This window comes from Kitasatospora saccharophila (assembly GCF_039529925.1).
In the GTDB taxonomy this organism is placed as follows: Bacteria; Actinomycetota; Actinomycetes; order Streptomycetales; family Streptomycetaceae; genus Kitasatospora; species Kitasatospora saccharophila.
This window is the reverse complement of the sequence record NZ_BAAANS010000007.1, coordinates 143,498-156,565: the sequence shown is the minus strand read 5'-3', so window position 1 is coordinate 156,565 and position 13,068 is coordinate 143,498. Positions and strand designations below refer to the sequence as shown.

11 protein-coding genes are annotated in these 13,068 nt (G+C 73.3%); 9 read left to right on the top strand and 2 right to left on the bottom strand.

Annotated elements, in window-relative coordinates:
- The first annotated feature begins 58 nt into the window (after positions 1–58).
- The 6 genes from ABD345_RS07700 (at position 59) to ABD345_RS07670 (ending at position 6,884) form a co-directional block, all read left to right on the top strand.
- Complete coding sequence (locus ABD345_RS07700; protein WP_344551112.1) at positions 59–517, top strand: carboxymuconolactone decarboxylase family protein; 459 nt, start codon at positions 59–61, stop codon at positions 515–517.
- A gap of 162 nt (positions 518–679) precedes the next feature.
- Positions 680–3,646 (top strand): discoidin domain-containing protein, encoded by a 2,967-nt coding sequence (locus ABD345_RS07695; protein WP_425556781.1) that lies wholly within the window; start codon positions 680–682, stop codon positions 3,644–3,646.
- A 267-nt stretch (positions 3,647–3,913) separates the two neighbouring features.
- Positions 3,914–4,165: a hypothetical protein gene (locus ABD345_RS07685; RefSeq protein WP_344551110.1), complete on the top strand. Its 252-nt coding sequence runs from the start codon at positions 3,914–3,916 to the stop codon at positions 4,163–4,165.
- Between the two features lie 75 nt (positions 4,166–4,240).
- Positions 4,241–4,969, top strand: coding sequence for a maleylpyruvate isomerase family mycothiol-dependent enzyme (locus tag ABD345_RS07680; RefSeq protein WP_344551109.1), 729 nt, complete (start codon positions 4,241–4,243; stop codon positions 4,967–4,969).
- A gap of 77 nt (positions 4,970–5,046) precedes the next feature.
- Positions 5,047–5,787: a response regulator gene (locus ABD345_RS07675; protein ID WP_344551108.1), complete on the top strand. Its 741-nt coding sequence runs from the start codon at positions 5,047–5,049 to the stop codon at positions 5,785–5,787.
- A complete protein-coding gene (locus tag ABD345_RS07670) occupies positions 5,784–6,884 on the top strand; it encodes a glycoside hydrolase family 11 protein (RefSeq protein WP_344551107.1) in 1,101 nt (366 codons plus the stop codon). Before ABD345_RS07675 ends, ABD345_RS07670 begins: the two co-directional genes overlap by 4 nt.
- Positions 6,885–7,042: 158 nt before the next feature.
- Here the strand turns inward: ABD345_RS07670 and ABD345_RS07665 are convergent, their stop codons facing one another.
- Positions 7,043–7,420, bottom strand: a complete 378-nt coding sequence (locus ABD345_RS07665; protein ID WP_344551106.1) for an ArsR/SmtB family transcription factor — start codon at positions 7,418–7,420, stop codon at positions 7,043–7,045.
- Between the two features lie 96 nt (positions 7,421–7,516).
- Between ABD345_RS07665 and ABD345_RS07660 the strand changes: the two genes are divergently transcribed.
- From ABD345_RS07660 to ABD345_RS07650, 3 genes are all read left to right on the top strand, one after another.
- Positions 7,517–9,502, top strand: coding sequence for a heavy metal translocating P-type ATPase (locus tag ABD345_RS07660; RefSeq protein ID WP_344551105.1), 1,986 nt, complete (start codon positions 7,517–7,519; stop codon positions 9,500–9,502).
- A gap of 82 nt (positions 9,503–9,584) precedes the next feature.
- Positions 9,585–10,001 carry a (2Fe-2S) ferredoxin domain-containing protein gene (locus ABD345_RS07655; protein WP_344551104.1) on the top strand — a complete coding sequence of 139 codons (417 nt, stop codon included), beginning with the start codon at positions 9,585–9,587 and terminating at the stop codon, positions 9,999–10,001.
- 116 nt (positions 10,002–10,117) lie between these two features.
- The gene (locus ABD345_RS07650; RefSeq protein ID WP_344551103.1) at positions 10,118–10,609 is read left to right on the top strand and encodes an RrF2 family transcriptional regulator; all 492 of its coding nucleotides are present in this window, start codon (positions 10,118–10,120) and stop codon (positions 10,607–10,609) included.
- A gap of 145 nt (positions 10,610–10,754) precedes the next feature.
- Here ABD345_RS07650 and ABD345_RS07645 read toward each other — a convergent pair whose 3' ends face one another.
- Positions 10,755–12,929, bottom strand: coding sequence for a M4 family metallopeptidase (locus ABD345_RS07645; protein ID WP_344551102.1), 2,175 nt, complete (start codon positions 12,927–12,929; stop codon positions 10,755–10,757).
- Between the last annotated feature and the right edge of the window lie 139 nt (positions 12,930–13,068).

Genomic DNA, 13,068 nt, shown 5'->3' with positions numbered 1-13,068 from the left:
CCTACTGTTTCCAGCGTTCGCACGGAAACCATGCACCGCACGAGTCTCAGGAGCCTCCATGAGCACCGCCACCGCCACCCCCGACGCCACCGCCACCGCCACCGACGCCGCGACCACCCGCCAGGAGCGCCTCGACCACGGCCTGGAGGTGCTCGGCCGGATCGACGGCGACGCGGGGGCGAACATCATGAGCGCGCTCTCCGACGTCTCGCCCGAACTCGCCCACCAGGTGGCCGCCTGGGGCTTCGGCGAGATCTACTCCCGCCCGGTCCTGCCGCCCCGCGACCGCCAGCTGGTCACCCTGGGCATGCTCACCGCCCTGGGCGGCTGCGAACCGCAACTGCGCGTGCACGTGAACGCCGCCCTGAACGTCGGCCTCTCCCCGCGGGAGATCGTCGAGGCGCTGCTGCAGACCGCCGTCTACTGCGGTTTCCCGCGCGCCCTGAACGCCACCTTCGCCGCCAAGCAGGTCTTCGCCGAGCGCGGCCTGCTGCCCGTCACCCCCACCACCGCCTGACCCGAGCGTGACAGTCGGGTTTCATCAATCCTTCACAGCTGATCTTGCATCAATCTGTAACTTTCTTGCGTTCACCCGTGGACTTCCTGCCGTACCGAGCCCTACGCTCGGCACGCCCGGCCACCACCCGGGCCCTCCCCCATGCAGGAAGCACGGTCACCCATGCAGAATCCCCCCACCCGCGCCAGGCGGACCGTCGCGTCGTTGACCACCCTCGCGCTGGGCGCCACCGGCTTGTTGGCGGCGGCCTTCGTCAACGCCGGTTCGGCGCACGCCGCCGCGGTGCCCGCGCTGTCGCCGCTGGCCGTCCCGAACCGCGGGGCGAGCGTCCCGTTCATCGAGCAGGAGGCCGAGTACGCGGCCACCAACGGCACCGTGGTCGGGCCGGACCGGCTGTACGGCCACCTGGTCTCGGAGGCCTCCGGCCGGCAGGCCGTGACGCTGAACGCGACCGGCCAGTACGTGGAGTTCACGCTCACCGCGCCCGCCAACTCGATCGACTTCCGCTACAGCCTGCCGGACTCCCCGGACGGCAAGGGCCGGGACGCCTCGATGGACCTGCTGGTCAACGGGCAGAAGCTGAAGAGCGTAGACGTGACCTCCAAGTACAGCTGGTACTACGGCGGTTACCCGTTCAACAACAACCCGGGCGACACCAACCCGCACCACTTCTTCGACGAGACCCGCACCCTGCTGGGCACCAGCTACCCGGCCGGCACGAAGATCCGGCTGCAGGTGTCCTCCACCGCGCAGTCGCCGACCTTCACCATCGACCTGGCCGACTTCGAGAACGTCGCCGCGCCGATCGCCAAGCCCGCGAACGCGATCGACGTGGTCACCGACTTCGGCGCCGACCCCACCGGCGCCACCGACTCCACCGCCAAGTTCCAGGCCGCGGTCAACGCCGGTGCCGCGCAGGGCCGGACGGTCTACATCCCGCAGGGCAACTTCACGCTGTACGACCACGTGGTGGTCGACAAGGTGACGCTGGCCGGGGCGGGCCCCTGGTACAGCGTGCTGGGCGGGCGCGACCCGATCAACCGCAACCGGGCGGCGGGCATCTACGGCAAGTACGTGGCGGGCGGCGGCTACGGCGGCGGCGTCCGGCCGCAGGAGGCCGGCGGCCCGAGCCAGAACGTCACCCTGAAGGACTTCGCCATCATCGGCGACGTGCGCGAGCGGGTCGACGACGACCAGGTCAACGCCCTGGGCGGCGCGATGTCCAACTCCACCGTCGACAACCTGTGGATCCAGCACACCAAGGTCGGCGCCTGGATGGACGGTCCGATGGACCACTTCACCATCAAGAACAGCCGGATCCTCGACCAGACCGCGGACGGCGTCAACTTCCACACCGGCGTGACCAACTCGACGGTCACCAACACCTTCCTGCGCAACACCGGTGACGACGGCCTGGCCTCCTGGCCGGAGCGGCTGGCGAACGTCAACGACAGCTTCACCCACAACACGGTGGTGCTGCCGATCCTCGCCAACAACATCGTCACGTACGGCGGCAAGGACTTCACCATCTCGGACAACGTGATGGCCGACACCATCACCAACGGCGGCGGCCTGCACATCGCCAACCGCTACCCGGGTGTCACCTCCGGCAACGGCACCGCCGTCGCCGGCACCATCACCGCGGCCCGCAACACCATGATCCGCGCCGGCAACAGCGACTACAACTGGCAGTTCGGCGTCGGCGCGCTCTGGTTCGACGGCCTGAACGAGCCGATCGCCGGCGCGACCATCAACATCACCGACACCGACATCCTGGACAGCTCCTACGAGGCGATCCAGACCATCGACGGCAGCTCCAGCGGCATCAACCTGACCAACGTGAACATCGACGGCGCCGGCACCTACGCGGTCCAGGCGCAGGCCAACGCCCAGATGAAGTTCACCAACGTCAAGGCCAAGAACATCGCGCAGGCCGCCACCCCGATCCACAACTGCGTGGGCACCGGCTTCCAGATCACCGACGGCGGCGGCAACTCCGGCCTGAGCGGCACCACCTGCACCGGCCAGTGGCCCGCGCCGGTCTGGACGTACAACGGCGTCCCGGTCGGCGGCGGCAACGGCGGCACCTCCTCGCCGTCCCCGTCCCCGTCCACCTCGGCCCCGGCCTCCCCGTCGCCGTCCCCCTCCGCCTCCAGCACGCCGGCCTGCCCGAGCGGCACCGGCAACCTGGCCCAGGGCCGTCCGGCCACCGCCTCCGGCACCAACGCGGGCCTGGGCGCGGGCAACGCGGTCGACGGTGACGCCAACAGCTACTGGGAGAGCGCGAACGGCGCCTTCCCGCAGTGGATCCAGGTCGACCTGGGCTGCTCGACCAGCCTGACCAAGGCCGTCCTCAAGCTCCCGCCGGCCACCGCCTGGGCCTCCCGCACCCAGACCGTCACCGTCCAGGGCTCCACCGACGGCACCAACTTCACCACCCTGGTCGGCTCGACCGGCTACACCTTCGACCCGGCCACCGGCAACACCGTGACCGTCAACCTCCCCGCCACGCCCACCCGTTACCTGCGACTGACCGTCACCGGCAACACCGGCTGGCCCGCCGCCCAGCTCTCCGAGTTCCAGGTGTTCGGCGGCGGCAACGGCACCTCCTCGCCGTCCTCCTCGCCGTCCTCCTCGCCGTCCTCCTCCCCGTCGACCTCGGCCTCGCCGTCCCCCTCGGCCTCGGCCACCGCCACCTGCCCCGCGGGCACCGGCAACCTGGCCCAGGGCCGTCCGGCCACCGCCTCCGGCACCAGCCAGAACTACGGGCCGGGCAACGCGGTCGACGGTGACGCCAACACCTACTGGGAGAGCGCGAACAACGCCTTCCCGCAGTGGATCCAGGTCGACCTGGGCTGCTCCCGCGCCCTCACCAAGGCCGTCCTGAAGCTGCCGCCGGCCACCGCCTGGGCCTCCCGCACCCAGACCGTCACCGTCCAGGGCTCCACCGACGGCACCAACTTCACCACCCTGGTCGGCTCGACCGGCTACACCTTCGACCCGGCCACCGGCAACACCGTGACCGTCAACCTCCCCGCCACGCCCACCCGTTACCTGCGACTGACCGTCACCGGCAACACCGGCTGGCCCGCCGCCCAGCTCTCCGAGCTGCAGGCGTTCACCTCCTGACCCGGTCGCTGCCGGGGCCCGCACGGGCGGGGAGCCTCCACGGGCCCCGGCAGCGACCGACCACCACCCGCCCCGCCCGGTCCCCCCGACCGGGCGGGGACGGGCGTTCCCGGGGGCCGACACCTGCCGGGAACCGGCTTCCCCGGCCGTTCCCGCCCCGATCGGAGCGTCAACGGCAGTGATCTGAAAGGTGGTTGGGGCCGCAGGCAGAGTGGGCGACCGAGGCCGCCGGGCCGCACCCGACCTGCCGTGCGATGGGGCGGCGGGGTGGCGGAGGACCGCCCGGCGCGGGAGGTGGTCGAGGCGTCCCTGTCCGCCGCCCGCGGCGGCGACCTGGCCCGGCTGGCCGCACTGCTGGCCCCGACGCCCGACTGCTGCCAGCCGGCCACCCCGTCGAGACCCGCGCCTTCGCCGCCCGGATCGCCCTCGCCGTGCCGCTGCCGCTGCGCGGTCGCCCGGATCGGCATCACCCCGCTCGGCCGACTGGCCCTCGGCCCGGACGGGCTCCCGACCGGCTGAGCCCCGCGCCTCCGCGGGCGCACCTCGCCTCCTGGAGCGGCGGGTGTTGTCACCCGGACGTGATAGACCGTCAGGATGACTGCTCCCCTTGCCTTCCCGGATCTACTGGACCTGATCGACGGGCGCTCCGCCGCGCTGCGCAAGGCCGTGGCCGACGCGCCCGATCCGGGGGCGCAGGTGCCCAGCTGTCCCGGATGGACGCTGGTGGACTTGCTCGACCACCTGGCCGGGGTGCACCTGTTCTGGGCCGCCGCCGTCACCGCCGGGGCCGGATTCACGCCGGTCGCACCGGAGTTGGCCGAAGGGCTGGCGTTCGGCGAGGCGCTGGCCCGGGCCGAGGAGGCGACGGAGGCGCTGCTGGCGGCGCTCCGGGAGGCCGGGCCGGACCGCGCCTGCTGGACGTGGTGGAGCTCGGACGAGGTGGCGAGCGACAGCAGGGCGGTCGCCCGCCACCAGGTGCAGGAGGTCGCCGTGCACGCCCACGACGCGGAACTCGCCGTCGGCGCGCCCCGGCCCGTCCCGGCGGTGGCCGCCCTCGACGGCCTCGACGAGTTCCCCGCCCTGTACTGGGGCTCCGCCGACCCCTGGCCGCACGGCCCAGCCACCGTCCGGCTGCGCGCCGCCGAGGGCTTGGAGCGGACGGTCGAACTCGCCCCCGGAGCCGCTCCCGAACTGCTGGAACTCACCGGCACCGCGAGCGAGTTGCTGCTCGTCCTGCACCGCCGCCGGCCGGCCGGCGCCCTGCTGACGGCCGGCTCCCCCGCCCTCCTCGACCACCTGCTGGCCTGGCCCCGGCTGGGCTGAGCCCGACCGGGCCCCGGATCACACGTCGCGGCGGCGCACCACCAGCGCGGTGAGCAGCACCGCGCGCCGGGCTGCGCATGGTGCTCGGCGGCGCCCCGGACATCGAGGTGGTCGGGGAGGCCGCCACCGGGGCCCAGGCGGTCCCGCCGTGCCGGGAGCGGCGACCGGACGTGGTGCTGATGGACCTCCGGAGGCCCGGCACGGACGGCATCGAGGCCGCCCGGATGATCACCGCTGAGCTCCCGGCGGTCCGGGTCGTCGTGCTGACCACCCTCGACGAGGCCCCCGACGTCCACGGCGCGCTTGCGAGCAGGGGCGAGCGGCTTCCCGGTGGAGGACAGCACCCTGGAGGAGATCCTGGCGGCCGTCCGGGTGGCCGGTGCGATGGGTGTCACCTCCCCATGGTCCCTTCCGGGAGCGGCCGGGTCGAGCGGGTTTCACTACTCCGAAGCGATCGATTCAGAGCAAGAAAGTTTCGAGAAAAACGGACCCGTCCGGTCGGCTTTTTCTCCCGCCACGGTCGATCCGGACTCCGTCGTACCCGCCTCACCAGGCCATCAGGCTCCCGCAGACCGCCATTGAACAGGGAAGACCTTCCACCGGGCGGACCTCCGGTCACCCCTGGCCATTTCGCAAGCGTGTCGAAAGTGTTGACAGCCCGACAGCTGCGGGCCAGCATCGTCGCCATCGGCAGGCCCACGACTGCCGCTCCCGGTCGCCCTTCGCGACTCCCCCCGGCGTTCCCCGGTCGCGGCGCCGCGCCGGGTCACGCCGCGCACCCCCTTCCGTCCACCCCACCGAAGAGGAAGCACACGTGAAGCTCATCCGCCCCACCGGAGGCAGCCGCCTCTCACGGTTCGTCAGCAAGGCGTCCGTCCTCGCCGTGGCCGTCGCGGCCGTGCTCACCGTCTCCACCTCGGCGAACGCCGACACGACCGTCTCCTCGAACAGCACCGGTACCAACAACGGGTACTTCTACTCGTTCTGGAGCCAGAACAGCGGCCAGGCGTCCATGACCCTGGGCACCGGCGGCCAGTACAGCACCACCTGGAACAACGTCACCAACTTCGTGGCCGGCAAGGGCTGGAACCCGGGCACGACCGACGCCGTGACCTACTCGGGCACGTTCAACTGCAACGGCAACTGCTACCTGTCGCTGTACGGCTGGACCACCAACCCGCTCATCGAGTACTACATCGTCGACAACTACGGGAACTACAACCCGAGTACGGGCGCCACCAAGCTGGGCTCGGTGGTCAGTGACGGCAGCACGTACGACCTGTACTCGACGCAGCGCACCGACGCCCCGTCCATCGAGGGCGACCACTCGAACTTCACCCAGTTCTGGGCGATCCGGCAGTCGAAGCGCACCGGCGGCACCATCACGGTGTCCAACTTCTTCACCGCGTGGGCGAAGGCGGGCCTGAACCTCGGCACCCCGAACTACGAGATCCTGGCCACCGAGGGCTACGGCAGCAGCGGCAGCTCCAACATCACGGTCAGCCACGGCACCGGCACCAGCCCGTCGCCCAGCCCGTCCGGCGGCACCAGCCCGTCGCCGAGCCCGAGCGCCAGCACCAGCCCCTCGCCCAGCCCGAGCGGCGGCACCGGTGGCGGCTGCACCGCGACCTTCACCAACTCCTCCGACTGGGGCGCGGGTTACACCGGCGCGGTGACCGTCAAGAACAACGGGTCCACCGCCACCAACGGCTGGAAGGTCACCATGACCTACGCCGGCAACCAGACGGTCACCAACCTCTGGAGCGGCAGCTACACCCAGTCCGGCCAGGTCGTCACGGTGAACAACGCCGCCTACAACGGCGTCGTCCCGGCGGGCGGCAGCACCAACTTCGGCTTCAACGCCAACTACAGCGGCAGCAACGCCGCCCCGGCCCTCACCTGCACCACGAGCTGACCGGGCACCGCGACCGGGCACCGGGCTGCCGGGCCGTTCCTTCGGGGGGACGGCCGGGCGGCCCGGTGCCGTCGTCCGTCCCGGGGCCGGGCGCCCACCGGCGCGGGACCGGGACCGGGCCGGGCTCAGGCCGGGACCAGAACGGGCTCAGACCGGGATCAGGGCGCGTCGAGGTCGTCGGGGCCCGCGTCGCTCAGGCCGAGCCGCAGGTGTTCGCTGTGGTAGACGGCCTGGTCGAGGAGGGCGGCGACGTGGTTGTCGTACAGCTCGTAGACCACCGAGCGGCCGTTGCGGCGGCCGACCACCAGGCCGAGGTTGCGCAGCAGGCGCAGTTGGTGCGAGCAGGCGGACTGCTCCAGCCCGGCGGCGTGGGCGAGTTCGGTGGCGGCGCAGGGGCCCTCGCGCAGGCGGGAGAGGATCAGCAGCCGGGAGGGGGTGGCGAGGGCCTGGAGGGTGGTGGCGATCCGGGCGGCGCTGTCGGCGTCCAGCGGGGTGCGCGGGAGGGCGCTCTTGGTGGGGGAAGCTCCGTGACCCATGTCGACCATCGTACAACCCATGCATGAATGAGCCTTCATATGTTCATGTATGGTGGCCGGGTCGTCCCCCCTGCTCGCCCCGAGGATCCCGCTGCCGTGTCCGCCACCCTGACCGCCCGCCCCGCCGGCGGCCCCGCCACCCCGCCGGGCCGCGTGCCGCGCCGCCGCACCGCGGTCCTCGCGCTGCCGGAGGCCCGCTGGGCCGCGGCCGCGCTGGTGCTGTTCCTGCTCGCCCTGCCGCTGCAGCTGGCCGGCGCCCCGGCCTGGGCCTGGGGTCCGCTGTACGCGCTCGTCTACGCGTGCGGCGGCTGGGAGCCCGGCTGGGCGGGGCTGCGGGCGCTGCGCGAGAAGACCCTCGACGTGGACCTGCTGATGGTGGTGGCGGCGCTGGGCGCGGCGGCGGTCGGGCAGGTGACGGACGGCGCGCTGCTGATCGTCATCTTCGCCACCTCGGGCGCGCTGGAGGCGCTGGCCACCGCGCGGACCGCCGACTCGGTGCGCGGCCTGCTCGACCTGGCGCCCCCCACCGCGACCCGGCTGCTGGCCGACGGCACGGAGGAGGTCGTCCCGACCGACGGGCTGTCCGTCGGCGACACCGTGCTGGTGCGTCCCGGGGAGCGGATCGGCGCGGACGGCCGGGTGCTGGACGGGGCGAGCGAGGTCGACCAGGCGTCGATCACCGGCGAGCCGCTGCCGGTGGCCAAGCAGGTGGGCGACGAGGTGTTCGCCGGGACGCTGAACGGCACCGGCGCGCTGCGGGTGCGGGTGGAGCGGGACGCCGCGGACTCGGTGATCGCCCGGATCGTGCAGCTGGTCGAGGAGGCGTCGGAGACCAAGGCGCCGACCCAGCTGTTCGTCGAGAAGGTCGAACAGCGGTACTCGCTGGGCATGGTGGCCGCCACCGTGGCGGTGTTCGCGGTGCCGCTGCTGGTCGGCGCGGCCTTCACCGACTCGCTGCTGCGCGCGATGACCTTCATGATCGTGGCCTCGCCGTGCGCGGTGGTGCTGGCGACCATGCCGCCGCTGCTGTCGGCGATCGCCACCGCCGGGCGGCACGGCGTGCTGGTGAAGTCGGCCGTGGTGATGGAGCGGCTGGGGCAGGTGGACGCGGCCGCGCTGGACAAGACCGGCACCCTCACCGAGGGCGCCCCGCAGGTCACCGACGTCCGCCCGCTGCCCGGCTCCGGCTTGGACGGGGACGGGCTGCTGGCGCTGGCGGCCGCCGCCGAGCACGCCAGCGAGCACCCGCTGGCCCGCGCCGTGCTGGCCGCCGCCCGCGAGCGCGGACTCGCCCCGGCCCCGGCCGCGGACTTCGCCTCCACCCCCGGCGTGGGCGTCAGCGCGCGCGTCGCCGGGCACACCGTCGCGGTCACCGCGCCGACCGGCTTCCCGACGTCCGACTCCCCGGCCCCGGAACCCCTGGCGGCCGTCGCGGAGTTGGAGGCGGCGGGCCGGACGGCGGTGCTGGTCTCCCGGGACGGCGTGCCGGTGGGCGTGCTGGGCCTCGCCGACCGGCTGCGGCCGGACGCGGCCGCCACGGTGGCCGCGCTGGGCGCGCTGACCGGGACGGCGCCGGTGCTGCTCACCGGCGACAATCCGCGCGCGGCCCGGCGGCTGGCCGCGGAGGCCGGGATCACCGAGGTCCGGGCGGCGCTGCTGCCGCAGGACAAGGTGGCGGCCGTCCGGGAGTGGGAGGCCGCGGGGCGGCGGGTGCTGGTGGTGGGCGACGGCGTCAACGACGCGCCCGCGCTGGCGGCCGCGCACACCGGGGTGGCGATGGGCCGGGCCGGTTCCGACCTGGCGCTGGAGACCGCGGACGCGGTGGTCGTCCGCGACGAACTGGCCACCGTCCCGGCGGTGGTGGCGCTCTCCCGGCGGGCCCGCGCGCTGGTGGTGCAGAACCTGGTGGTGGCGTCGGCGTTCATCACCGCGCTGGTGGTGTGGGACCTCGTCGGAACGCTGCCGCTGCCGCTGGGCGTGCTCGGCCACGAGGGCTCCACCGTCATCGTCGGCCTCAACGGCCTGCGCCTGCTGCGCGACGCCGCGTGGCGGCGGGCCGCCGCCGGAGGGGTCGGCCGGTGAGCGGCCGGGGCCGGTGCGCACCGGCGGCGCGGGGTAGGGTCACCGCCGTGACCACCGTGATCGAGGACGCCGGGAGGGCCCGATGAGCCGTCGCACCCGCAGCAAGGCGGCGGGGGTCCCCGCGCAGGGGACGGCCGCCCGGTGCACCGTCTCGGTCTGCCGGGGCTGCTGCTGCGGCACGCCGAAGGTGCCGCGGCTCGACCACGCCGCGCAGCTGGCCGAGTTGCGCGGCGCCCTCGCCGAGGTGGCCACCGTGCGCCCGGTGGGCTGCCTGGACGCCTGCGAGCACGCCAACGTGGTGGTGGTCCAGCCCTCGGCGGAGGGGCGGCGGGCGGGTGGGCGGCCGGTCTGGCTCGGGCTGGTCAACGACCGGGACGCGTCGGCCGACATCACCGCCTGGATCGGGGCGGGCGGCCCGGGCCTGGCCGACCTGCCCGCCATCCTGGAGCTGTACGTGTTCTCCCCCTCCCGGCGGGTCCGCGAGCACCTGGAGGACTGAGCCGGGCCCCGGCGCGGCCGGAAGCCGCCGGGGCCCACCCGGGCCGCCGGGTGCCGGAGCCGCAGCCGCGGCCGGGCGCTGGCGCGGCCGGGTTCCGGATAGCTACCATCCGGAACATGCGGACGAGCGAGGGCGTGGAGTGGGGCCTGCACTGCTGTCTGACCCTGGTCTGGGTGGGCGGCGCGGAGCCGGTGCCCTCGGCCCGGCTGGCGGCGATGTTCGAGCTGTCGCCGACGTACCTGAACAAGGTGCTGCAACGGCTCACCCGGGCGGGGCTGTTGACCTCCGCTCCGGGGCCGCGCGGCGGGGTGCGGCTGGCCCGGGCGGCGGAGCGGATCACCGTGATGGACGTGGTGGCCGCCGTCGAGGGGCCGGACCCGCTGTTCGCCTGCGCGGAGATCCGGCAGCGCGGGGCGGGCGCCCAGGGGGCGGCTGCCGGCGAGTTCGCCCGCCCGTGCGGGGTCTCCACCGCGATGCGCCGGGCCGAACTGGCCTGGCGGCGCGAGCTGTCGGCGCAGACCGTGGCCGAGCTGGCGGCGGGCACCCCGGCCGCGTCGGTGGCCCGGGTGCGCGCCAACTACGCGCGGCTGTCCGGTACTTCCGCCTGAGCCCGGGGCGGCGCCACTGCGGCCGGACCCTGCCCCAGGAGGGTCCGGCCGCAGGCTGCCGCCTCCGTTGCACCCCGCGCGGGCGCGGCAGTCCCGCGGTCGGGTCCGTCCCACAACGGGCCCGGCCGCGGGAGTACGGGCGTGATCAGCCGATGGCGACGTCGTCGACGAGGAAGATCGTCGTCAGGTAGGTGTCCTCGGTGCCGGCGAACTCCAGCTTCACGCTCCTGCCCTTGTAGGCGGACAGGTCGACGGTCTTCTGGACGTACCCGGCGGAGGCGTTGGCGTTGGAGTAGGTGGCCAGGGTGGTGCCGTTGACGTTGACCTTGAGGGTGTCGTAGGCGGTGTAGCCGGATTCCTGGGTGGAGACCTTGAGCCAGAAGGTGAGCTTGGGGCTGCCGCTGGAAGGGACGGCGATGTTCGACTGGGAGAGGGACTCGGTGGCGTTGGTGCCGTAGCCCATCATCGCGGCGTACCAGGAGCCGCCGTGGGCGGGCTGCAGGGTGGAGCTGGTGATGTCGTCGGCGCTCTGGGTCCAGCCGGCGGTGCCCTGTTCGAAGCCGCCGTTGGTCAGTGCGTTGCCGCTCGGGCTCGGGCTGCCGCTCGGGCTCGGACTCGGGCTGCCGGTGGGCGAGGACGTGGGAGTGGGGGTCGGAGTGCCGTTGCCGGGGTCGGGCAGGGCGGTGCCGACGCTGACGGCGGCCCACGCCTTGGAGATCAGGTACCGCTCCTGGGAGTTGGCGCCGTACAGGTCGGAGGCGGCGTTCAGGGTGGCGGTGCGGGCGGAGGCGTAGTTGGTGGTGGAGGTCATGTAGGTGGTCAGGGCGCGGTACCAGACGGCGGCGGCCTTGTCGCGGCCGATGCCGGTGAAGGTGTCGTTGTTGCAGGTGGTGCCGTTGTGGGCGCGGCCGCCGATGGTCTTGGCGCCGGTGCCCTCGGCCGCCAGGTAGAAGAAGTGGTTGCCGATGCCGGAGGAGTAGTGGACGTCCACCGACCCGGCGCCGGAGGTCCAGCAGCCGAGGCTGCTGCCGTCGGAGGCGGGGTTGTCCATCCGGCGCAGGGAGCCGGCGGACATGTTGAGCTTCTCGCCGATGAAGTAGTCGCCGGGGTCGTTGGCGTTGTCGGCGTAGAACTCGACCATGGTGCCGAAGATGTCGCTGGTGGCCTCGTTGAGGCCGCCGGACTCGCCGGAGTAGTTCAGGTTGGCGGTGGCGGCGGTGACGCCGTGGCTCATCTCGTGGCCGGCCACGTCGAGCGCGGTGACGGGGGTGTTGCCGTTCTGCGAGGAGCCGTCGCCGAAGGACATGCAGAAGCAGGAGTCGTCGTAGAAGGCGTTCAGCAGGCCGGTGTCGACGTGCACGTACGCGGGGGCGCCGCGGCCGTCGTTGCGGATGCCGGAGCGGTTGAAGGTGTTCTTGTAGAAGTCCCAGGTCTTGGCGAGGCCGTAGGAGGCGTCCACGGCGGCGCTCTCCCGGCTGGAGGTGGTGCCGGTGCCCCAGCTGTTGGTGGACTTCGTGAACGCCCGGGCGTTCTGCTTCGGGTTCGACTGCGAGCTGTTGTAGGAGTCGTAGACGACGGTGCCGCCGTGGGAGGCGTCGGTGAGGGTGTAGCCGCTGCCGGTCTGGGTGGTCTCGATGGAGACCTGGCCGGCGGTGACGCCGTTGCCGGTGCCGGTGACGCCCTGGTGCAGCTCGTACTGGTCGAGAGGTGCACCGCTGGCGGCGTCGAGGATCACGGCCTCGCGCGAGGCCGCCCCGGCCTCGCCGTCGCCGGTGACGGTCGCACGGTACGCCAGCAGCGGCACCTTGCCGACCGCGTACACCACCAGGGTGCTGCCGTCCGAGGCGCCGGCCTTGGCGTTCTTGACGTGCTTGGCGTGCCGGACGGCCGCGGCGGAGGCGTCGGAGGCACTGAGCTTCGGCGTGGTGCCGGCGACCTTGATCGCGCCCGGGTGAGCCTGGTCGGAGCCGGTGGCCTTGCCGTTGCTGTCGTAGTGGACGACCAGGTCGCCGCCGATGACGGGCAGGCCGCGGTAGGTGCGGTCGTAGCGCACGTGCCGGGCGCCGTCGGTGTCGAGGAGCACGTCCTTGGCCACCAGGCGCTCGTCCGCGCCGAAGCCGAGCGACTTCGCGACGGCAGCGGCCTCCCGGTCGGCGGTGCGCAGCGCCTCGGCGCGGACGTCGGCGCTCACCGCCTTGAACCCGGCGCCGGGTCGGGCGGTGGAGCTGGCGGCCGCGGTGGACTGGGTGGCCAGCACGGTCACGGTGCCCAGGGTGAGGGCGGCGGCGACAGCGGCCGCGAGGGCGTTCTTGCGGGACATCGCGATTCCTTCCGCCGAGCCGGGGTTGAGGGGGGAAGGGGGCAGCAGGACGTCGTCGGGGGGTGGGGGGGGCGTCCGGCGGCCGGGGGAACGGCTCGGCTGTGGCGATGAGGCTAGGGAAGGCCGGGGGCGGCCGAAA

Coding starts and splice junctions, on each gene's coding strand:
- ABD345_RS07700 (WP_344551112.1), top strand. CDS start 59: ATGAGCACCGCCACCGCCACCCCCGACGCCACCGCCACCGCCACCGAC.
- ABD345_RS07695 (WP_425556781.1), top strand. CDS start 680: ATGCAGAATCCCCCCACCCGCGCCAGGCGGACCGTCGCGTCGTTGACC.
- ABD345_RS07680 (WP_344551109.1), top strand. CDS start 4,241: ATGACTGCTCCCCTTGCCTTCCCGGATCTACTGGACCTGATCGACGGG.
- ABD345_RS07675 (WP_344551108.1), top strand. CDS start 5,047: ATGGTGCTCGGCGGCGCCCCGGACATCGAGGTGGTCGGGGAGGCCGCC.
- ABD345_RS07665 (WP_344551106.1), bottom strand. CDS start 7,420: ATGGGTCACGGAGCTTCCCCCACCAAGAGCGCCCTCCCGCGCACCCCG.
- ABD345_RS07655 (WP_344551104.1), top strand. CDS start 9,585: ATGAGCCGTCGCACCCGCAGCAAGGCGGCGGGGGTCCCCGCGCAGGGG.
- ABD345_RS07650 (WP_344551103.1), top strand. CDS start 10,118: ATGCGGACGAGCGAGGGCGTGGAGTGGGGCCTGCACTGCTGTCTGACC.
- ABD345_RS07645 (WP_344551102.1), bottom strand. CDS start 12,929: ATGTCCCGCAAGAACGCCCTCGCGGCCGCTGTCGCCGCCGCCCTCACC.